Here is a 21,541-nt window from a genome sequence, read left to right on the forward strand (position 1 = left end):
CCCGTGAAGTGGAGCAAAGAAATGATCAACATCCTGTTAGTTTCATCGGACCCTGGGCGTACCCAGCAGATCGCCGCAGTGATCGCCGCGAGCGGTATCGGACATCAGCTCAAGACGGTGGCGACCGGCCTGCAGCAGATCTGCGCCGACAAGGACACCCTGCACGCCACCGCTCTGTTGATCTTCGACGGCTATCACCTCACGCAGGACGATCTGTCCGCGTTCGAAAAGCTTTCGAGCCGTCATCGCGAACTGGCCTGCACGCTGGTCACGCCGTCGCCTTCGCACGATGTGCTGATCCAGGCGATGCACGCCGGCGTGCGTAACGTTGCGCCGTGGCCGATCGATCAGGACAGCTTCGTGGCCGACCTCCAGCGCGTGGCGGCACGCCGCGCCGAGACCGATCATCGCCAGGGTCAGGTGCTTTCGTTCGTGTCATGCAAGGGTGGCAGCGGCACCACGTTTCTCGCCGTCAACCTCGGCTATGCCCTCGCGACGCTGCGCGACAAGCGTGTGCTGTTCGTGGATCTGAATCAGCAGTTCGCCGATGCCGCGCATCTGGTCTGCGACAAGAATCCGCCCGCCACCATCGCCGATGTCTGCGCGCAGATCGATCGTCTGGATGCCTCGTTCTTCGATGCCTGCCTGACGCATGCGTATCCGAACTTCGATGTGCTGGCCGGCGCGGGCGATCCCGTCAAGGCTGGCGACGTCAAGCTCCCGCACCTCGAACGGATCGTCGCGCTGATTCGCCATCAGTACGACTTCGTGATCTTCGACGTGGGTCAGAGCGTCAACCCGGTCTCGATCTTCGCACTCGATCACAGCGACCTGATTTTTCCAGTGGTGCAGTCGAGCGTGCCGCATCTGCGCGCCGGACAACGCCTCCTGCATCTGTTCCAGTCGCTAGGTTATCCGGCCGATCGCGTACGCGTGCTCATCAACCGGCACGACAAGCGCGGCCATATCGCCCTCAAAGCCGTCGAAGACGTACTGGGCGTGAAGGCGTCGAAGCTGCTGCCGAACGATTCGAGCGCGGTGATCGATTCCGTCAATCAGGGCATGCCGGTGCTCAAGCAGCACAAGAACAGCGCGATCTCGAAAAGCCTTGCCGAACTGGCCGACAGCCTCGCACCGGCACCCAAGGCAGCGAGCGGTGCCGTACTGACGCGGCTGTTCCGCTCGAAGGCGCGCATCCAGCACAGCCCGGCCTGACGCCGGGACTATCCAGAAACAAGAACCGGAGCATCGCCATGTCATTACGCGAACACCTCTTCAGACAAGCTGCCGAAGCGCAGATCGAGCCGACGTTGGCTCTCGTGGACGTGAACGCGCTCGCGGAGCCGCCTGTGGTGCGCAGCGCACCGTCCGCCGCTGAAACGGCTCCGACCGGCGGCATGGCACGCCGTGCGTATCAGCAGCTCAAGATGGAGATCCACGAGGCGATCATTGAGCGCGTGGAACTCGAGAAGCTGCAGCATCTTTCGCCGGAACAGGTAGGACGCGAGCTGGCGCAACTGGTGGGCAAGCTGATCGAAGAAGGCAACATCCTGATGAACGACGTCGAACGGCGTGCGCTCGTGCAGGACGTGAAGGACGAGATGCTCGGACTCGGGCCGCTCGAACCGTTGCTGAAAGACCCCACCATCTCGGACATTCTCGTCAACACTGCACATCACGTGTACGTGGAGCGGCGCGGCAAGCTCGAGGTCACCGACGTCCAGTTCTACGACAACGCGCACCTGATGAAAGTGATCGAAAAGATCGTCTCGCGGGTGGGCCGGCGTATCGACGAATCGACGCCGATGGTCGATGCCCGTCTCGCCGACGGCTCGCGCATCAACGCCATCATCCCGCCTTCGGCGATCGACGGGCCGCTGCTCTCCATCCGCCGTTTCGCGGCCAATCCGCTGAAGGTGCAGGACCTGATCAATTATCAGAGCTTCACCACGCCGATGGTGCAGCTGCTCGAAGCGCTCATCAAGGCGAAGATCAACGTACTGATTTCGGGCGGCACCGGCAGCGGCAAGACGACGATGCTGAACCTGCTGTCAGGTTTCATTCCGACCGACGAGCGGATCGTCACCATCGAAGACGCCGCCGAATTGCAGTTGCGCCAAGATCACGTGCTGCGCCTCGAAACGCGCCCGCCGAACATCGAAGGCAAGGGTGAAATCAGCCAGCGCTCGCTGGTGAAGAACGCCCTGCGGATGCGCCCGGACCGCATTATCCTCGGCGAAGTGCGCGGCGCCGAAGCGCTCGACATGCTGCATGCTATGAACACCGGCCACGAAGGCTCGATGGCGACCATCCACGCCAACACACCGCGCGACGCTGTCACCCGCCTCGAAAACATGGTCAGCATGGCGGGCCTCGCGCTGCCGCCGAAGGCCATGCGTCAGCAGATCGCTTCGGCGATCACGGTGATCGTGCAGGCTTCGCGCCTGACCGACGGCCGCCGCAAGCTGATGAGCATTCAGGAGATCACCGGCATGGAAGGCGACACGATCAACATGCAGGAGATCTTCACCTTCAAGCGCACCGGACTCGACAGCGAAGGCCGCATCAAGGGCTACTTTTGCGCGACCGGTGTACGACCACAGTTCAGCGAGCGCCTGCAGGCGTTCGGCGTGAACGTGCCCGACCATATCTACGATCCGCAAAAGCGCTATGAAGTCTGAGCCGCATATCAGGACATCCGGGAGCGCATCATGAACAGGTTATTTCTGGGCTTTGCAGTGTTGCTGTTTATCGCCGTAGTGCTGCTGATCGAAGCGGGCTATCTCTGGTGGAACAGCAACCACGGCCCGGTCGTCAAGCGGCTGGACCAGCGCATTCGCGCGATGTCGGCAGGCGGCCAGATCAGTTCAGGTTCGATGTCGATCCTGAAGGCGCGCATGCTGAGCGATTCGCCAGCCTTGACGCAACTGCTCCTGAAACTTCCGCGCGTCCATTCGATCGACCGTCTGCTGATGCAGTCGGGCCGCGACTGGTCGGTGGCACGGTTTCTCGCCTACACCCTCGCGCTGCCGGTGGTGGCGCTGCTCGCTGCGGCCCTCTTCGGCCTGCCAGCCATGATCACGTTGCCCCTGGTGGCCGTGTTCGCGCTGCTGCCGCTCGGCCTTGTTTCCCGCAGCCGCAGCAAGCGCATCGCCCAGCTCGAAACGCAACTGCCCGAAGCAGCGGATCTGATCAGCCGCTCGCTGCGCGCCGGTCACTCGTTTCCGAGTTCGCTCGGCATGGTGGCCGAGGAGTTGCCCAATCCGCTCGGCGGCGAATTTCGCATCACCTTCGACGAAATCAGCTACGGGGTCGCCATGAACGATGCCCTGAAGAACATGGTGACGCGCGTGCCGGTGATGGACCTGCGCTACTTCGTGATCGCGGTGCTGATCCAGCGCGAGGCAGGCGGCAATCTCTCGGAGATTCTCGACAACATCAGCCAGATCATCCGCGAGCGCATGAAGCTGCTCAGCAAGGTGAAGGTGTTGTCGGCCGAAGGGCGCCTGTCGGCATGGATTCTCGGTGTGCTGCCGTTTGCGCTCGCCGGCGTGATCATGCTGATCAACCCGGAGTTTTTCATGGGACTGATCCAGGATTCGATCGGCGTGAAGATGATCTGTACGTCGCTCGTCAGCATGCTGCTGGGCATTGTCTGGATGCGCAAGATCGTCCGGATTCACGTCTAGCCACGCGGCAATGAACCGCACGTTTGCGAGGAAATCATGAACACAATGCAGCTCATGTTGTTGGGCGCGACCTTCGTCATCGTCTTCGGCGCAGCGCTGGGCGCGATGATTATCACGCGTCCCAATGTCCTGCAGCGGCGTCTGGACGCGATCGGCGCCGGGGCCGCCGGACTCGGCGAACGGTCCACAGTCGCTGCCGGCGCGTCAGGCGATGAGCGCCCGCAATGGAAGGAGACGATTGCCAAGGCCTCGGCGCACGTGGCGAAGCTCTCTCTGCCGACCGAAGGCTGGGACAAGTCGGTGCTGCGCACGCGCTTCATGAACGCCGGCTGGCGCAGCGCCTCGGCGCCGGCTGTCTATTTCGCCGCCAAGACGGTTCTGGCGCTCAGCCTGCCGCTGATCGCCCTGCTGATGCTGAGCAGCCTGCCCGGCGGCATCTCGAACAGCCTGCTCATGGTCGCCGCCCTGCTGATGCTGCTGGCGACACTCGGCTACTACCTGCCAAACGTCGTGCTGAGCCGGCAGATCGACCGGCGTCAGCAGGACATCTTCGAGAACCTGCCCGATGCGCTCGACCTGATGACGGTCTGCGTCGAAGCTGGTCTTGGCGTCGACGCGGCCATGCTGCGCGTTGCCGATGAGATCCACGTCAAGAGCCAGGTGATGAGTGACGAATTCTCGCTCGTGCTGCTGGAACTGCGCGCCGGTTCGAGCCGCGAGAAGGCGCTGCGCAATCTCGCCATGCGCACCGGCGTAGCCGATGTGGAAACACTGGTGGGAATGCTGGTGCAGGCCGAGCGATTCGGCACCAGCGTCGGCGCTGCGCTGCGCGTGCACACCGACATGCTGCGCACCAAGCGCCGCCACCTTGCTGAAGAGCGCGCCGCGAAAGTCGCGCTAAAGCTGCTGTTTCCGCTGATGTTCTTCATCTTCCCGGCGCTCCTGATCGTGCTGCTCGGACCGGCCGTGATCCAGATCTACCGCGTGATGTTGCCGACTGTAAGCGGAATCGGCGGATGACACAAAGCCGAAACGCAGTCAGCGCCAAGAAAATCAGCACCATAAAAAAGCCGGACCAAAACTGGATGTTGCAGCGGGGGAATACAAGATGGGACCGACAAGAAGACGAATGACCCGACGCTCCCGCAAGGGACAGGCCGGCTCGACCGTGGTGGAATTCGCAATCATCGCGCCTTTACTACTGTTCGTGATCTGCATGATCATCGACCTAGGTCTGATGTTCTGGGTCAACCTGACCATGCAATACGCCGTGCACGAAGGCGCGCGCTATGCCGTCACTGGTCAGGACAATCTCGATCCCAACACCGCCAACCAGCAACGCTATCTGGCTGTGATTCAGGACATCGAAAGTTCGTCGATGGGGCTGTACTCGCTGGTCAATCCGACCATCTCGGTCACCGTCAACGGCACGCCTGCCACCTACGGCGCGAACATGTTCGGTGGTCCGGGCGATCTCGTCGTGCTGCAACTGAACTGCAACTGGTCGCTGCTGACGCCGCTGATTGCGCCGTTTTTCAGCAAGGGCGTGTACTCGTTCAGCGTCGCGGCCACCATGCGCAACGAGGGGTTCTGATGAAACCGAGCCGCCCAATCCGTCGCTTCAAACGCCTGACCAGCCGGCGCGCGATGTCCGGCATTGCGTCCGTCGAATTTGCCGTCCTGTTGCCGATGCTTCTGCTGCTGGCGGTGCCTACGTACGATCTGGCGCGCAACATTCAGGCAAACATGATCCTCGTGAATCTCAGCCGCGAAGGCGCCAACCTGGCCTTGCGGGCCTCGCTGACGTTTCCGATGGAAACCATCATGAACGATCTGGCTGCCACCACGCCGCCGCTGGACATGGTCGATCATGGCATGATCTACATTACCGAGGTGATGGGCGACAACGAGAACTGCAACGCGCAGGGCACCAACTGCACGGTCCGCAACATCGTGCTGGCGCAGTACGAATGGCAACCCAATGGCCAGCAGAGCACCTACGCGCCGACCAGCGCCGTGTGGAACTGCAGTTCGGGTAACTGGGGCAGCGACGGCAGTTGCAGCGGGATCGGCACGGGGCTCGCCGCGCCCACTGCGAACGCGCTGACGGGCCAGTTGATGGCCGGCCAGATCGTCTATGTGGTGGAGAGTTTTTACCAGATGCAATACGTGTTCGGCTCGGCCAACTTTGGCTTCGGGGTGTCGACCTCGGTACTCAATCCCAATCTGTACTCGATGAATGTGTTTTGACCGGCCTGCGGGGGCATGATGAAAACAACCGGCTACTCTGGACGCAGATCCAGCAGTCGTAACAGCAAATATAGACAGCGCGGTGCGGTCAGCATCATCGTCGCCGCTTCCATCGTTCTGCTGATCGGCATCCTGGGCCTCGCCGTGGATGCAGGCATGGGCTACATGGTCAAGGCCAAGCTCGACGCCGCCACCGATGCCGCCGCCATTGCCGCCGGCGAGGCCGTCACCACCGGCAGCAATCAGGCGACCCAATCGGCCAATGCCGTCACGGCAGCGCAGACGTTTTTTGCCGCCAACTACCCGAAGGGTTATCTCGGCACGACCGTCACCATGAATACGCCCTCAGTGGCCTTCAACCAGGGCACGATTACGATCGACACGGCCGCGCAAGCCACCTTGCCGGTCAGCTTCATGCACCTGTTCGGCTTCAATCTGCTGAATGTTGCGAGCTCATCCCAGACCGTGAGAAAGGATCTGGACCTCGTGCTGATCATCGACACCACGGGCTCGATGGCGACCGACTCGGCCGTGCCGCCCGCAGTCCGTTCCGCGGCGATCACCTTCCTGCAGCAGTTCGATCCGCTCACCGACCGTGTTTCGCTGATTCACTTCGCCTATGGCACGGTGGTCGACCAGCCGTTCAACGGTAATGCCCGCGGCTTCGATATGGCGGCGATGACCAAGAGCATCAATGCACTCAACTTCGCCGGCAGCACCAATTCGGAAGAGGCCTACTGGAATGCGCTCAATCAGTTGAACACTGTGATCACGCAACCATCGAGTCTGCGCGTTATCGTGTTCTTCTCGGACGGCGCACCGAATAGCTTTGCCTCGATTTTCCCGACCATTAACAAGACTTGCGGTCTGACCGCGGGCACTGTCATCACCCCCGATAAGAAGACGCCGCTACCTCCATCTGGGCTGTACGCAGACAATATCGAAAGCCAGGCTTTGCCGTCCCCCTGCTACAGCAGCAATGCGTCAAATGTGATTACGGCGCTGCCCACCTGGTACAACGCACACAACACGTCATGGTTAAACAACCAGACCATTCCGGTGATCACCAATACGCCGCGCGTCGTGACCAGTACGGTGAACTACGCGAACGTGAACAATGCAGCACGCAATATTGCCGAAGGAATGGCCAATGTCGCCCGCAACGAAGGTACCTATGTCTACGCGATTGGCCGCGGCTCGGAGCTTCTGCAACCCGAAGGTGCGAATAACGAAATCGGCCAGAATGTGTTGAAGTGCATGGCCAACACGACCGACTCTCTGTCGCGTTGTTACAACCCGAAGCAGCCGGTAGGCGTGTACTGCAGCGCGCTGACGCCATCGGATATGACGCCGTGCTTCTCCAAGCTCGCTTCGGAGATACTACGGATTGCGAAATAGGTGAAAGCCGTGCAACCGCAGGCAAGGCCCGCTGCGCCTGACTAGCCGGCCGGCCTTGCGTACACGGCGGTTCCGTAGCAGAGAACTTCCGTCACACCGGAGGCGATCTCGGTCGCGTCGTAGCGCATCCCGATGATGCCGTTGCCACCGAGTTCCGTTGCCTGCGCGACCATGCGCTCATAGGCGTCCTGCCGTGCGCGTTCGCACAGAGCGGTATAGAGCGAGATATTGCCGCCGAAGATTGTCTGCAGCGAGGCGCCGATCGAACCCACCACGGAACGCGAACGGACAATGATGCCGCGCGCGATACCCAGTGACTGTTCAACCCGGTAACCGGGAATCTCGAATGCGGTCGACACCATGTGACGTTCTATCATTGCGCTCTTTTTGACGAGTGACGGGCGGATGTGGGCGGCGAGGCGCCCACATGACGCCTCGCACCACGGCGAGCGCGGCGAAACATTTTCGGCGCCCGCAGCTTTCGCACATATCTTATCAGCCGCCACAACGGGGCATTCTGCACGCGCGTGAGCTCGCTTTTAACTTCCGCCAACGCGGCCCGGGTCGAGGCCAGTTCGCCCAGCAGCACGTCGTCGATGCCCGCACCGTCGATCAGCGCCACATCTACCACGCGGGTCGCGTGACCTGCCCCCACCTGCGGCTGCGGCCAGTTCGCGGCCGCACCGAATGCCATCGTCTGGGTGGCCTGCGCCAGCTTGCTGGTCCAGAACGTCAGCGTATCTGCCTCGGTGCCGCCGCTGGCGGCGAGCGCTCTCGCGACCTGTAGCGCTTCGAGGTGAACCTGCAAACCTTCGACCGCATCGAAGCCGTTGCCGCGTTCGCTTGCCTCCTCCCTGCGCGCGCTTCGCAGCGATGGATGAATGCCCGTGAGCTCGCCGATCCAACGCTCCGCTCCCTCCAGATACGCGGGGGAATGTGCCGCCAGATCGCAATCGAAAATCGCATTGGCGTACTTCGCCGTGTCTCTTAGCGTCAGCAGCCAGTGCGCGAGAAAGGCGCGGTAAGCCTGCAGCGGCGTAATCGCCGCCACATGCTCCTTAAAAAGCGTGAGGTACGACTCCATCGTCTGCGCAACCGCACCATCTGGCTGCGGAGGCAAGTCGACACCCAGCGCGCTCATGGTCTGCTGGACAACCGGCACATCCCGGTTCAACGCCAGCACGGCAAACGGCACGGCCACAAAGTGCGGATTGCGGTACGCGGCAAACAGGTGCCAGCAGGACTGCCATTGCGAAATCGGATTCTTCTCGACCACGATGTGCACGGCGTCCGGAAACGTGGTGCGGAACCATTCCAGCCGGCCGAGCGAGCGGCAGAACTTCAGCACCGGCACGCGGCCCTGCTCGTGCGCTGCGCGCATCAATCCGCGCACGTAAGCTTCGATGCGCCCGGCGCCCTCCGGGACCTGGCGGTCGAATCGATCGACCGAAAAAGCCGCTTCGTAACCGGGGATACCCTTCACGCCCGGTTCCAGCAGGTGCGCATACTCCGCGAAATAAGGGGCTTCAAGTGCGGGGTGTCCGGAACGCCAGCTATCTGCGGTACTGGTCGCCAGTTTCTCCTGATCGATGCTCGCCAGCATCTCATGCAGCGGTTCGTAGTAGGCCGTGACGGTGTCGAGCTTACGAAAACACGACCACAGCCACGTTCCGGCCGTTCGATAACCGGTGTGGAGAAAGACAGCCTGGCATTTTGAAGTCATTAAATCGGAGAGATGCAGATCGGGAGAGGTGTGCCGCGCGGCACGTCGAGCGCCGCCAATGGGGCGCATCCAGACGCGGTTCCGGGCAAATTGAAAAACGTGGGGGGCTTCATGCGAAGCTTAAGCTGGCGCGCAGTTGCTCGAATGCGCGGGAGACCTGCCTGACCGACAACATGTATTTCCAGTACCGCTCTTTCAGGAATCCGGTTGGCAGGTAGGTGCTGCCTATCAGTACCTGCCCTGTCCCCCAGTCCGGCCGCCAGGTCCGCGCAATGCCGCGGCGCATGAACAGCGACAAGGTGGGAATGTGCAGGCTGGAGGCCAAATGGCCGATGCCCGAGTCGTTGCCGATGAACCAGCCGGACTCGTAGACCCAGGTGGCGACGTTATCGAGCGAACCGAGATCGGGCAGCTTGAGGCCGAGGCGTTCGATATGGAGCCAGTCCGCGCGCTCCTGGGGCGCTACGACGAATTCAGGGCTAAAGCCCAGTTCGCGCAGCCGGATCGCGAGTCTGATAAAGCGCGACGGTAGCCAGCATTTGTCGGCGGTGCTGGCGGTGGGATGAATCGCCACGCGCAGCGGGTATTTCCGGTGTTGCAGTCCTGGCGGCGGCGTCATGCCGTTGCTCTTGTCGGCGCCCGCAAGGCCAAACTCGTCGACGCAAAACTTCGCCAGCCGGTCGGCCATGGATTCGGAGGACCGCACCCGGCAGATGTGATCGAGGAAACTAACCCGCGGGTGATATTGCTCGAGGCCCACGAACGGCTTGTTCCTGTGCATCTGGATCACCCGGTCGAACCCGGAAAGCTTTGCTGTCAGGTCCGCGACCGAGAGGTCATCGAGAGTTTCGACTTCGGGAAACCACGCGCCCAGCGACTGGATCTGCCGGCCGAAAATGGTCACGGCGATGCCGTTTTGCTGAAGATTTCGCGCGATCGTCATCATCAGCAAGGAGTCGCCGATTGCTGGCGAAAGAACCAACGCTACGCGAGAGATTGGCTGAACGGTAGGCCACATAGCTCAATCCGGATGACGCGCCCACTGATGGGGAGAACGCTTGCCAGTCCAGAACAGCAGTAATTTCCGCTTTCCGAACCAGCAGGAGTCTAGAACCGGAGCATATTATTCGCGTTACAGGTTTCATTACGGACGTTTACGGAAAGCTTGACGGAAGCCTACGCCGGCGGCGAGTCACTTGTACCGGTAGTCAGCCCTCGCCGGCTCCGAGCAGATCGCCATGGGTCACGACTGCGGCGATCCAGCTGTGCAGTTCGTGCCGTTCCATCCCGAGGAGTTGTTCGGGCAAGCCGGGTGCATCGGCGACGGCCAGCACGTTGTGCAGCGCAAGAAACGCCTTTGTTTGCGAATACATGACGTGGGCCAGACGCTTGCGGGCCTCAGGATGCGCCACGCCGGCCGCATGCGTATCGATGATCGCGTGCGCCAGCTTTTCACTGACATATCCAAGCGGCACGCCTTGCCGGGTTTCGCAAGCCGTGAACGCCGGGCCATTGGACGACAGGTTCAAACTCACATCCAATCCTTGAATGATTTCAAGCACGTCGAATTCGCTTTATATGTATGCCTAATTACATGCGCCGTCGATCCAGGCCGCAGTACGAGGACTGTTTGGCGCAGCACCCTACGCATTGCTAACAGGACTGCGCGATAGCGCGATATGCAGTGCCGGTAAGCACGGATCGTAAACGGAATGGCCCGCGCGATCTGTGGATCGTTCGTCTATATTTGTGTCGTTTTGTCATAGGCGCTTCATGTTCGCCTGGACCGGTTTGGCGCCGGATTGCCCGGTGTCGGATGTCCTTTTACGTGCCGGCCTGCATCGCTTTCGATGCGGGTCGCATCGCCGGCTATTTTGCCTGTAGAGGCGCGGCGCGGATACACTCCGGCACCCTTAGGCACGGCGTAGCGGTCCTGCCCAGAGCATCCCGCCACATTTTCTAAGATAATGCGCGCTACCGTCACCGACACGGATGCCGTACAAGTCCTGCGCTGACGCGAAACCACCGATACCCGTTTCCACTACATACAATCTTGGGGATCTCTTGAAAACTACTGCTCCGGCCGGCCGCTCCTGGCTATGGCTCATCCTGCTGATACCGTATATCGCGCTTCTCTGGCTGCCGTTCTATAACGACACGCATCCGTCGTTCGCCGGCTTCCCGTTCTTCTACTGGTATCAGTTCCTGTGGGTGCCGCTCACCTCCCTGCTGATCTACGTTGTCTACAGGGGGCTCAAATGAGCGATGCGATTCCAGTCAATCCGGTCGCCATGGCCGTTTTCATTTTCTTCTTCCTGCTGGTCACCGTCGTGGGCTTTTTCGCGGCGCGCTGGAAGCGCGGCGACCTCACGCAGTTGCATGAGTGGGGGCTTGGAGGACGGCAGTTCGGCGTGATCATTTCGTGGTTCCTGGTGGGTGGCGATTTCTACACCGCCTACACGGTGATCGCCGTGCCGGCACTCGTGTATTCGGTCGGTGCGTATGGCTTCTTTGCATTGCCCTATACCATCATCGTCTATCCGTTCGTGTTTGCCGTGATGCCGAAGCTCTGGCAGATCGCCCATACGAAGAATCACATCACCGCGGCCGATTACGTGCAGGGCGAGTACGGTGGCAAGTGGTTCCCGGGTGCGGTGGCGCTGACGGGCATTGTTGCGACCATGCCGTATATCGCACTGCAGCTGGTGGGCATGCAGGTGGTGATCAAGGGTCTGGGCGTCACCGGCGAAATGCCGCTGATCGTCGCCTTCGTGATCCTTGCGCTCTACACCTACACCAGCGGCCTGAGGGCGCCGGCGATGATCGCGTTCGTCAAGGACATCATGATCTATATCGTCGTGATCGCGGCCGTGTGGCTGATTCCGGCGAAACTCGGCGGCTACGCGCACGTGTTCGATGCGGCGGATACGTATTTCAAGGCCAAGGGCGGTGCGACCGGCATCATCCTCAAGCCGACGCAGTTCACCGCGTATGCCTCGCTCGCGCTGGGCTCGGCACTGGCGGCGTTCATGTATCCGCATACGATGACGGCGGTGTTGTCGTCGTCTTCCGCCGCGACGGTGCGCAAGAATGCGATTTTCCTGCCGGCCTATACGCTGCTGCTTGGCCTGATCGCGCTGCTCGGCTATATGGCGATCGCGGCCGGCGTGCATGTGAAGTCGGCTTCAGACGTTGTGCCGACATTGTTCGGCACGCTGTTCCCGTCGTGGTTCGTCGGCTTCGCGGCCGCGGCGATTGCGATCAGCGCGCTGGTGCCAGCGGCGATCATGTCGATTGGTGCGGCGAACCTGTTCACGCGCAACCTGTGGCGTCCGATCGTGTCGCCGGACATGTCGTCCAGCGCGGAAGCCTCAACTGCGAAGATCGTCTCGTTAGCGGTGAAGTTCGGTGCGCTGCTGTTTATCGTGTTCCTGCCCACGCAGTACGCGATCGATCTGCAGCTGCTCGGCGGCGTATGGATCCTGCAGATTTTCCCGGCCATCGTGTTTTCGCTGTACACGCGCCGCCTGAATACGCCCGGTCTGTTCCTCGGCTGGCTGGTGGGAATCGTGCTGGGTAGCGGGATGGCGATTTCGCAGGGGTTGAAGCCGGTATTTGCGCTGCATCTCGGTGATGCAACCTATCCGCTGTATATCGGCCTGATCGCGCTGGCAGCGAATATTGTCGTGACGTTTGTGGTGTCGTTGGTGACGCCCAAGCGGGCGAGCGTCAGCGCTTAACGACCTTGTTTGACTGGATCAGCCCGGATGTTCGAGGCTGGTCCGGTTTTCGAGCGGTCGACTTCTTCGAGTTGCCGACTTTTTTGGGCGGCCCACTTTCGCGTGGCCTACTTCGCATTCAACGCTTCCACACGCGTTTTCAAGGCGGCATTCATCGCCTTCATACTCTCAGCCGTATCCTTCAAGGCATCGTCACTCAGCTTTCCTACGAGAATCCCCGTGAACTGTTCGCTCTGAATAAAGTGCGTACGGTTGCCCGACGCTTCGAGTTGAAACCGGTGCTCCCCATCGAAGAGCCCCGGAACCCACAGCGCCCCTTTCCAGCGCAATTCCTGCCCGGGACGAACCGTCAGCACGGTCGGGCGGAACACCATCGCATCCTGACCCGATCCTTCGGCAAACTCGATCACCTTGCCTTCAACCAGCTCACCGTCGAGCCGCGAGATCTCCGGATTCCAGCGCGGATAATCGGCCGTCGCGGCAAGCACCTTCCAGACCGTCTGCGGCGGACTGTCGATCCAGATGTCGGTCTCTATCGAGCCGTCGTGATGCAGGAAGAGAAGCGCAAGCACGCCCGCACAGACGATGCCGAGTACAGCGAGCGCAAAACGCCTGGCTAGTCTCAAGATCGATTCCTCAACGAGACGCGAGCCGCCACAACGCAAACGGGGACCAGACGCCGAACCGCCGACGCCCAGTCCCCCACCGGCTTAGTGCTTCGGCTGGAAGCCCGGCTCACCCATCTGCCACAGCGCGAACGCCCACTCATCGGCCAGCAGGTTGGCACGCTGCGACATGCTCGAGCCCATTCCGTGGCCCGCGTCGAAGTCGATGCGCAACAACACCGGCCGGCCACTGCTCGTCGCTGCCTGCATGCGCGCCGCCATCTTCAGCATGTGCCATGAGGACACACGCGGATCGTTGGCGCCCGTCGTGAAGATGACAGCGGGGTACGGCGTGCCGTCATGGATATGCGCATAAGCACTCATCGCATAGAGACCATGGAAGCCCGTCTCATCCGACGACGAACCCATTTCAGGCACGTTCGGCGGCCCGTTGGGCTCGGTTTCGAAGCGCAACGCGTCGGACAGCCCCACGTCGTCCATCACCACACGGAACAGCGCCGGGTTGATCTCCATCGCGCCGCCCATCACGATACCGCCGGCGCTCGCACTGTTCGCACCCAGGTATTTCGACTGCGTGTAATGCTGGTCGATCATGTATTGCGCGCTCGCGTTGAAATCGAGCATGGTGTTGATCTTCCAGAGCTTCTGACCCGCACGGTGCCACGTGTCGCCGTACTCGCCACCGCCGCGCATATGCGACACCGCGACGATGCCGCCGTGGTCGACCCACGCCTTCCATTGCGGACGGTACACCGGATCCATCGACAACCCATAGCTGCCGTAGCCGAACACGATGGTCGGATGCGAGCCGTCGCGTTTCACGCCCTTCTGAGCGATGATCGACACCGGAATGCGCGTACCGTCGTAGCTGGTGGCGAATTCATCGTGCGCTTCGATATCGTCCGATTCCGTCTTCGAAGGCGGAATCAGGCCAGTGTCGGTGGCCGCGTTGGTCTTCGGATCGTAGGCGTACTCACGCGGCGCCTTGACCCAGCCCTGCAGGTTGAACAGCGCACCCGGCTGACGTGGATCGGCCGTCAGGCCCGCTACCCTGCCCGCGAAAGGCAGATCGATCGACTGCGTGTCCTTGCCGTCGAACGACACGCGCTTCAACTCGAAGCTGCCGCCCGCCCGCTCGCCGATATACATCGCGTCGCTACCCAGCGTGAACGCGTCGATCACGTTCGTGCCTTGCGGCACGACTACATCGGCCGTTGCGAGATCCGGATGCGCCGCCGGCAGCGACAGAATCTGGAAGCGCGAAGCGCCCTTCTCGCTCAGCAGATACAGGCGATCGCCGCGCAGCTGCACATCCGTTACGCCGTCATCCGTGTCCGCAATCTTTTTCCAGGGCGTATCCGCGCCATGGATCTGATCGAGCCGCGCAACGTAGAAGATGTTCGGGTTGTTGTCCATGTTGTGATTCACCACCGCGACCGCGTACGGCGAATCCGGCGCCAGCAACACATAGGTCCCCTGGCCTTCGGCAACATCGAGCTTCGGCGAGACGCCGCGGCCGAACACGGCCTCGTCGCCATCGCCGTTGGTGTTCTGGCCGAGCACGTGGATGTACGTCACCGCGTTGTACTCGGTCTTCGAGAGCGGCGTGTCCGGGCCGGGTTTCGGATAGCGCAGATAGAAGAACGACTGGTTGTCCTTGCGCCAGGAAACGACGCAATCGCTCGTGCGGTCGATCACTTCGGCGAGGTCGTTGCCGGTCTGCAGATCGATCACGTGCAGTACGCTCTTTTCCGAGCCGCCGGCGGAGATGCCGTAAGCGACATAGCGACCGTCCCACGATGGCGAATACCAGTCGAGCGCGAAGTGATGCGCGCTGTCCGTGGCGAGCTTCGCCGGATCGACGAGGACGTGTTCCTCGCCGTTCACGCCGTCGCGATACGCGAGCTTGGGCAGATTGGCGCCCGGCTCCAGCACCTCATAAAAGATCCGGTCACCGCGACGCATGAATTCGCCGCGATGCAGATCGTTGCCCATCAGCGATTCGATGCTATGTGCAAGCGATGCGCGACCGGGGATCGCGTCCAGCACCTTACGGGTGTAAGCTGCCTGCCCTTTCATCCAGCTTTGGACTTCCGGGTCCTTCAGGTTTTCCATGTAGCGGTAATTGTCCACCACCGGCGTACCGAAGTAGGTATCGGTGACCGGGCGCACGGGCGCCACCGGCGGGCCATCGGCAGCCTGCGCCGCACCGTTGGCGGCGAGCAGGGTAGCAGCAAGCGTTACAGCCAGAAAAGACTTGTTCTGTTTCATTCGAGCTTCCAAAAGAATGAGGCGCCGCAAGATTACCCCGACTTGCGGCTGGACGACTAGAGGGTCAATAAAGCGCCATCATCGTGCTAATGCTTCGGCTGAAAGCCAGGCTCGCCCATCTGCCAGAGTGCGAACGACCACTCGTCGGCGAGTTGATCGGCCTCTTGCGACAGGCTGGAGCCGATGCCATGGCCTGCGTCATAGTCGACCCGCAACAGCACCGGGCGCCCGCTGCTGGTCGCTGCCTGCACGCGCGCCGTCATCTTCAGCATGTGCCAGGACGCCACCCGCGGATCGTTGGCGCCAGTGGTGAACAACACCGCCGGATAGGGTGTGCCGTCATGCACGTGAGCATAGGAGCTCATCGAATAGAGGCCGTGAAAACCGCTTTCTGTCGAGGTCGATCCGAACTCTGGCACGTTCGGCGGTCCGTTGGGCTCGGTTTCGGAGCGCAGCGTGTCGGAGTCGCCGACGTCATCGAGAATCACGCGGAACAGGCCCGGGTCGATCTCGAGCGCACCGCCCATCACGATGCCACCTGCGCTTGCGCTGTTCGCTGCAAGCAACTTCGGTTGCGTGTAGTGCTGGTCGGCCATGTATTGCGCCGAGGCGACGAAATCGAGCAGCGTGTTGATCTTCGTGAGCTTCTGCCCGGCACGATGCCACGCATCGCCGTACTCGCCGCCGCCGCGCATATGGGAAACCGCGACGATGCCGCCGCGCTCGATCCACGCCTGCAAGGTTGGGTCATAGTACGGATCCGACGAGGTGCCATAGCTGGCGTAGCCCGTCACGATGGTTGGATGCGAGCCGTCCCGCACCGTGCCCTTCTTCGCGATGATCGACACCGGAATGCGCGTGCCGTCGTAACTGGTAGCGAACTCGTCGTGTGCCTCGATGTCGTCCGACTCGGTCTTCGCTGGCGGAATCAGGCCGGTGTCGGTAGCCGCATGGGTAGCTGGATCGTAGGCCAGTTCGCGCGGCGCCTTGACCCAGCCCTGCAGGTCGAACAGGACGCCCGGCTGACGCGGATCAGTGGTCAGGCTCGAGATGCTGCCCTCGAACGGTAAGCCGATCGTCTGCGTGTCCTTGCCGTCGAACGATACGCGCTTGAGCTGAAAGCTCGGGCCCGCACGTTCGCTGATATACATCGCGTCGCTGGCGAGATAGAACGAGTCGATCACGTTCGGGCCTTCGGGCACCACCACGTCTGCATGCGCGATGTCCGGATGCGCGAGCGGCGTCGACAGGATCTGATAGCGGGAAGCACCCTTGTTCGACAGGAAGTAGAGTTTGTCGCCATGCAGCCGCACAGCGGTCACGCCATCCCTGGGCGCGGCGATCTGTTGCCACGGGGTCTGCGAGCCATTGATCTGCGCGAGCGGTGCGACGTAAAACGAGTTCGGCGCGTCGTCCATGTTGTGATTGGCAACCGCCACCGCGTACGGCGAATCAGGCGTCAGCAACACGTAGGTCGCCTGGCCTTCCGGCACATCGAGACTCGCGGATACGCCCTTGCCGAACACCGCCACGTCGCCCTCGCCATCGGTATTCTGGCCAAGTACGTGAAGGCGCGTCACCGCGTTATATTCGGATTGCGATGGCGGCGTGTCGGGGCCGATCTTCGGATAGCGCAGATAGAAGAACGAGCGGTTGTCGTCGCGCCAGGAAACCACGCAATCGGAAGTACGGTCGATGCTCTCGGCGAGCTGCGTCCCGGTGCTCAGATCAACGATGTGCAGCACGCTCTCTTCCGAGCCACCTTCGGAAACGCCATAGGCCACGTAACGCCCATCCCACGACGGCGAGAACCAGTCGAGCGCGTAGTGATGCGCGCGATCTTTCGCGAGCTTCGCCGGGTCGACCAGAACGTGTTCCTCGCCGTTGATGCCATCGCGATACGCGAGTTTGGGGAGGTTGGCGCCTGGGTCCATCACTTCGTAAAAGAGCCGCTCGCCACGGCGTGTAAATGCATCGCGGCGCAGATCCTTTCCACCGAGTGCAAGGATGCGCTTCGCCAGCGCAGCACGGCCGGGAATCGCATCGAGGACCTTGCGCGTGTAGGTGGCCTGCGCTTTCATCCAGTGCTGGACCTGAGGGTCTTTCAGGTTTTCCATGTAGCGGTAGTTGTCCACTACTGGTGTGCCGAAGTAGGTATCGGTGACGGGACGTACCGGGGCGACAGGCGGGCCGTCGGCCGCCCATGCAGGCGAACAGGCGGCGGAGGAGACAAACGCGACTGCGAGCGTTAAGGCAAGAACAGACTTTGTTGGTATCAAATTCTTTGTCAGTGTCAAACTCTTCGTTGCTGTCATTTACGCTTCCAAAGGAACGAGGCGCGGCAAGATTACCGCGACTCGTAACCCTTCGACTAGTGGAATCATAAAGGCGGGGTTCTAACCTCGGCGCTGCTGCTGTCTCTCGTGGTTCTGGAATCCGCGTCGACTGATAGACGCGTCCCTGGTTCGCGCTAGCTCGCCGGATTGCTCCAGTTGCTCAAGCCCTCTCTCGTGTTCAGCTCGATAAACGACGGCAGCGCGCGCAAGCGCTGGATATAGGGCACCAGGTACGGCCAGTTCGTAGCCTTGCACGGCAGATTGCGCGACCAGCGCATCAGCATCACCGCAAGAAAATCTGCTGTACTGAGCTTTCCACCCACCAGCCAGTTGCGACCGTCGGCGACCAGCGCGTCGAGCCGCTCCCAGGACTGTTCGATACGGCGCTGCGCGAGCGCCTGCACTGCTTCGGCACCAGCGGGGTCGCCGTCCTCGTCGGCGTAAAACCAGTCACGCATGGCGGGGAGCACGGTATTGGCCATGAATACCATCAGCTCGAACCACTCGGCGCGATCAGGTGAGCCGGGCGCCGGCGCAAGACCGGCATCCGGATGACGCTCGGCGAGCAACATCAGCAAGGCGGCGGATTCGTGGCGCGGCACACCGTCGACGATGAGCGTCGGCACGCGGCCTGCTGGATTGAGACGCCGATACTCGGGGTCGTGTTGCGCGCCCTCGTCGATATTGATCAGCCGGGCCTCGAAGGGAATGCCCGCCTCGAGCAGCATCCAGTGAACCGCCATGCTCGCCGCGCCGGGCGAATAATAAAGCGCGTAGGTCATGCCTTCCCTCCTCCGAGTTAATTCATGTTGAACGCATCGATGCACACCGCGTAAATGATGCGGAATCTGGCGCCTTTCGACAACGTGCGCGTCCTGAGGCATCATCGGCATCGGTCAGGGCGGCGAGGGCTAAATGATCGGACAGCGTCAGTCGTTGCGCAAGCGGATTCGACGTTCAACACACGTTCGACGCGCCCATCGATTCGCCGCGCATGACATCCGCTGATGCCCGCGCGACGCCACCCTCTTTTCTATTTCTAGCGAGGTATGCATGCTTTTCGATCCGAGCCGTCACGAGCCTCTGCAAGCAATCGAATGGGATGAAACACGGGTGAGAGATTGCATCGCCCGGATCGTCAGCCAAACGGAAACTCAGATTAACGAGGACGGACTGTGGCCAGCCCACCCTCGCGACGGCAGCGATGAAGATAATCCACGCGCGCCGCTAACGCCGCTTTATCACGGCGCGTGTGGAGTCGTTTGGGCACTTGGCTATCTTGAAGCGGTTGGCGCGGTCAAGCTTCAGCGCGATCCGTTGGCGCATACGGCAACGCTGCGCACGTTGAATCGGCGGTGGCTCGAAAAGGAAGAGTGCACATTCTTCGCTTCGTGGATGATGGGCGAAACGCCGTGGCTGATGCTCGAATACGGACGCACGCCGAGCGAAGCGCTGGCCGGGCAGCTTGCCGATCTGATCAATGGCAATCTCGACAATCCCACCCGCGAACTCATGTGGGGTTCGCCGGGCACGCTGCTCGCCGCGTCGTTCCTTCATGAGCACACTCAGGACGAACGCTGGGCCGAGCTGTTTCGCAAGACCGCTGCGCAACTTGCGAGCGAACTGAAGTGGTCGGAGGAACATGGCTGCCACTACTGGACGCAGGACATGTATGGCTCGCAGACGACTTATCTCGACGGCGTGCATGGTTTCGTGGGAACTGCGTTGCCGCTGATTCGCGGTCGCCATCTGCTCGACGCTGCCAGCTGGAGCGAATGGGAACAACGCATCGTCAATACCGTGCAACGCACCGCGACACTCGAGGACAACCACGCAAACTGGCGCGCGTTTCTCACGCTACCGGAAGGCCGCACGCCGCGCTGGCTCATGCAGCTGTGCCATGGCGCACCTGGTTTCATTGTCTGCCTCGCGCAGTTGCCGAGCCGTGAACTGGATTCGATGCTGCTTGCGGGTGGGGAGGCGACATGGGCTGCGGGGCCGCTAGCGAAGGGCTCTAACCTGTGTCACGGGACGGGCGGCAATGGTTATGCGTTTCTGGTGCTCTACCAGCGTACCGGCGACGTCAAATGGCTCCAGCGCGCGAGGGCATTTGCGATGCATGGCATTGCGCAGACTGAGGCTGATGAAGCGGCTTACGGACAATTGCGCTATTCGCTTTGGACCGGAGACCCGGGATTCGCGATCTACCTGTGGGACTGCCTGCGCGGGCAGGCCGCGTTTCCGACGCTGGACGTTTTCTACAGCAGCGCCACGTAAAGCCCTCGCTCAGGCAGATGCCCGTGCGTCAGGCGGCATACGGGTTTTCCGCTGAACGACCGGGTTATCTACCTATCGCATGAAGCGATGTCATGCGCTGCCGGCGCGCGCACGATCACGCCAAAACATCAAAGCCCAAGCCAACGATACTCCCACCGCCACACCCAGGAACTCGCATAGCACGCGTGTGCCGATGCCGTCCGGATCGTGAATCCCGGCAAGGGACGCGCGCATCAGAGCCGGCGACTGGAGGTCAGCGTAGTTGAAATAGAACATGTTCCACAAATCGCCGCTGGAACTGGGCAGCACGGACAGCAGATAAGCCACGGCGAGCACGCGGCCATGGCTCCACGGTTGCTTGCGCGTCAGCCAGTGCAGCAGCAGCAGCACAAAGAATCCGATCACCGCCGCAATCGCTCCCGCTTCCATACCGCCGACGATGCCGTAACCCATCCACGATTGGTCATAAAGCATGTCAGCTTCACCAGGTCATCAACATCGGCGCATTATGCCCGAACGGGTATTCCCAACGCATTTGCCGGGGCGTTGTTGCTTCCTCCGCCGGTCAGGACGGGACGAAGGAGGAAGCGCTCCCTTAACGGTCCATCCCGAAGCGCCGCACCGAACGACCAAATATCGGGAAATTTCACGATGTGGAACGATCCATTGCACTACAAAAAATCGTGGTGCATGGCACAAACCAGCCGTTTCGCAATGCCGTCCCACATTCCACAATCCGGAACAAATACAATAAGTTATTGTTTTTTATAGATAATTTTTTATATGCCGATCTCACTATCCGTGCTGTCCTGGCGACTCGCTCACGTAGACTCTTTTACATGAGCCGGCGTTCTGGACGACTGGTTTTAGCGGGCCACGGTAGCCGACCCGCGAAGACCATCCCAGGATCGGCCCGCGTCCCGCACGCAGGTCAGCCAGGCAAATGCATTTTTTTACGATGATCGGGAGACGAAAAATGAAAGGCTTTCGCTTTGGTTCGACGGAAGGATCGTTCTACATTTTGCCCGGCAAGGACGGCTGGGAAGCTTCGTTCGGCAACGAGACGCTTGGCGCATTTGCCAGCCCTCAGCAGGCCGCCGACGACCTCGCCAATGGTGTGTGCTGTCCGCATCTCTCCGAGGCTGATACTTCGATGCTCGAGATACCGGAGAAGATCGGCGACTGGGAAATCGTTCACGTTTGATGGGGCCGCCTAGATAGGGCCGCCTAG

The 21,541-nt window shown here is 61.2% G+C and carries 20 protein-coding genes; 11 read left to right on the forward strand and 9 right to left on the reverse strand.

Going from position 1 to position 21,541, the window contains the following annotated elements; translation table 11 throughout:
* Positions 1 to 21 precede the first annotated feature (21 nt).
* The 7 genes from BUS06_RS19455 to BUS06_RS19485 all read left to right on the forward strand — a co-directional run bounded on the left by BUS06_RS19455 (position 22) and on the right by BUS06_RS19485 (position 7,337).
* Positions 22 to 1,215, forward strand: a complete 1,194-nt coding sequence (locus BUS06_RS19455) for a CpaE/TadZ family protein (protein WP_074265733.1) — start codon at positions 22 to 24, stop codon at positions 1,213 to 1,215.
* Positions 1,216 to 1,253: 38 nt separating this feature from the next.
* A complete protein-coding gene (locus BUS06_RS19460) occupies positions 1,254 to 2,681 on the forward strand; it encodes a TadA family conjugal transfer-associated ATPase (RefSeq protein ID WP_083611477.1) in 1,428 nt (475 codons plus the stop codon).
* 30 nt (positions 2,682 to 2,711) lie between these two features.
* Positions 2,712 to 3,689 (forward strand): type II secretion system F family protein, encoded by a 978-nt coding sequence (locus tag BUS06_RS19465; RefSeq protein WP_074265734.1) that lies wholly within the window; start codon positions 2,712 to 2,714, stop codon positions 3,687 to 3,689.
* Between the two features lie 36 nt (positions 3,690 to 3,725).
* Positions 3,726 to 4,709, forward strand: coding sequence for a type II secretion system F family protein (locus BUS06_RS19470; protein WP_074265735.1), 984 nt, complete (start codon positions 3,726 to 3,728; stop codon positions 4,707 to 4,709).
* A gap of 109 nt (positions 4,710 to 4,818) precedes the next feature.
* Entirely contained in the window at positions 4,819 to 5,283 is a 465-nt protein-coding gene (locus BUS06_RS19475) for a TadE/TadG family type IV pilus assembly protein (RefSeq protein WP_074265736.1), read from the forward strand.
* Entirely contained in the window at positions 5,283 to 5,939 is a 657-nt protein-coding gene (locus tag BUS06_RS19480; protein WP_074265737.1) for a TadE/TadG family type IV pilus assembly protein, read from the forward strand. Before BUS06_RS19475 ends, BUS06_RS19480 begins: the two co-directional genes overlap by 1 nt.
* Positions 5,940 to 5,954: 15 nt before the next feature.
* Positions 5,955 to 7,337 carry a VWA domain-containing protein gene (locus BUS06_RS19485; protein WP_254368879.1) on the forward strand — a complete coding sequence of 461 codons (1,383 nt, stop codon included), beginning with the start codon at positions 5,955 to 5,957 and terminating at the stop codon, positions 7,335 to 7,337.
* A gap of 41 nt (positions 7,338 to 7,378) precedes the next feature.
* On the opposite strand, the gene BUS06_RS19490 is transcribed toward BUS06_RS19485, so the two are convergent.
* The 4 genes from BUS06_RS19490 to BUS06_RS19505 all read right to left on the reverse strand — a co-directional run bounded on the left by BUS06_RS19490 (position 7,379) and on the right by BUS06_RS19505 (position 10,595).
* Positions 7,379 to 7,714 (reverse strand): YbjQ family protein, encoded by a 336-nt coding sequence (locus BUS06_RS19490; RefSeq protein WP_074265738.1) that lies wholly within the window; start codon positions 7,712 to 7,714, stop codon positions 7,379 to 7,381.
* Positions 7,711 to 9,060 (reverse strand): hypothetical protein, encoded by a 1,350-nt coding sequence (locus BUS06_RS19495; RefSeq protein ID WP_143787558.1) that lies wholly within the window; start codon positions 9,058 to 9,060, stop codon positions 7,711 to 7,713. Before BUS06_RS19495 ends, BUS06_RS19490 begins: the two co-directional genes overlap by 4 nt.
* A 109-nt stretch (positions 9,061 to 9,169) precedes the next feature.
* Complete coding sequence (locus BUS06_RS19500; RefSeq protein WP_254368918.1) at positions 9,170 to 10,006, reverse strand: glycosyltransferase family 9 protein; 837 nt, start codon at positions 10,004 to 10,006, stop codon at positions 9,170 to 9,172.
* 262 nt (positions 10,007 to 10,268) lie between these two features.
* The gene (locus BUS06_RS19505; RefSeq protein WP_083611478.1) at positions 10,269 to 10,595 is read right to left on the reverse strand and encodes a hypothetical protein; all 327 of its coding nucleotides are present in this window, start codon (positions 10,593 to 10,595) and stop codon (positions 10,269 to 10,271) included.
* A 529-nt stretch (positions 10,596 to 11,124) separates the two neighbouring features.
* On the opposite strand from BUS06_RS19505, the gene BUS06_RS19510 reads away from it, so the two are divergent.
* Together BUS06_RS19510 and mctP are read left to right on the forward strand one after the other, a co-directional pair.
* Complete coding sequence (locus BUS06_RS19510) at positions 11,125 to 11,322, forward strand: DUF3311 domain-containing protein (protein WP_074265741.1); 198 nt, start codon at positions 11,125 to 11,127, stop codon at positions 11,320 to 11,322.
* Positions 11,319 to 12,800, forward strand: coding sequence for a monocarboxylate uptake permease MctP (mctP, locus tag BUS06_RS19515; RefSeq protein WP_074265742.1), 1,482 nt, complete (start codon positions 11,319 to 11,321; stop codon positions 12,798 to 12,800). Before BUS06_RS19510 ends, mctP begins: the two co-directional genes overlap by 4 nt.
* Positions 12,801 to 12,907: 107 nt before the next feature.
* On the opposite strand, the gene BUS06_RS19520 is transcribed toward mctP, so the two are convergent.
* The 4 genes from BUS06_RS19520 to BUS06_RS19535 all read right to left on the reverse strand — a co-directional run bounded on the left by BUS06_RS19520 (position 12,908) and on the right by BUS06_RS19535 (position 18,815).
* The gene (locus BUS06_RS19520; RefSeq protein WP_167379401.1) at positions 12,908 to 13,426 is read right to left on the reverse strand and encodes an SRPBCC domain-containing protein; all 519 of its coding nucleotides are present in this window, start codon (positions 13,424 to 13,426) and stop codon (positions 12,908 to 12,910) included.
* Between the two features lie 84 nt (positions 13,427 to 13,510).
* Positions 13,511 to 15,697 (reverse strand): prolyl oligopeptidase family serine peptidase, encoded by a 2,187-nt coding sequence (locus BUS06_RS19525; RefSeq protein WP_083611480.1) that lies wholly within the window; start codon positions 15,695 to 15,697, stop codon positions 13,511 to 13,513.
* 86 nt (positions 15,698 to 15,783) lie between these two features.
* On the reverse strand, positions 15,784 to 18,012 hold the full coding sequence (locus BUS06_RS19530) for a prolyl oligopeptidase family serine peptidase (RefSeq protein WP_083611481.1): 2,229 nt from the start codon (positions 18,010 to 18,012) through the stop codon (positions 15,784 to 15,786).
* 155 nt (positions 18,013 to 18,167) lie between these two features.
* Positions 18,168 to 18,815, reverse strand: coding sequence for a glutathione S-transferase family protein (locus tag BUS06_RS19535; protein ID WP_074265743.1), 648 nt, complete (start codon positions 18,813 to 18,815; stop codon positions 18,168 to 18,170).
* A gap of 271 nt (positions 18,816 to 19,086) precedes the next feature.
* On the opposite strand from BUS06_RS19535, the gene BUS06_RS19540 reads away from it, so the two are divergent.
* The gene (locus tag BUS06_RS19540; RefSeq protein WP_074265744.1) at positions 19,087 to 20,310 is read left to right on the forward strand and encodes a lanthionine synthetase C family protein; all 1,224 of its coding nucleotides are present in this window, start codon (positions 19,087 to 19,089) and stop codon (positions 20,308 to 20,310) included.
* A 90-nt stretch (positions 20,311 to 20,400) separates the two neighbouring features.
* On the opposite strand, the gene BUS06_RS19545 is transcribed toward BUS06_RS19540, so the two are convergent.
* Positions 20,401 to 20,784, reverse strand: coding sequence for a hypothetical protein (locus tag BUS06_RS19545; RefSeq protein WP_074265745.1), 384 nt, complete (start codon positions 20,782 to 20,784; stop codon positions 20,401 to 20,403).
* A gap of 502 nt (positions 20,785 to 21,286) precedes the next feature.
* On the opposite strand from BUS06_RS19545, the gene BUS06_RS19550 reads away from it, so the two are divergent.
* Entirely contained in the window at positions 21,287 to 21,514 is a 228-nt protein-coding gene (locus tag BUS06_RS19550; protein WP_074265746.1) for a hypothetical protein, read from the forward strand.
* Positions 21,515 to 21,541 lie beyond the last annotated feature (27 nt).

Source organism: Paraburkholderia phenazinium, assembly GCF_900141745.1.
GTDB classification, from domain to species: domain Bacteria; phylum Pseudomonadota; class Gammaproteobacteria; order Burkholderiales; family Burkholderiaceae; genus Paraburkholderia; species Paraburkholderia phenazinium_B.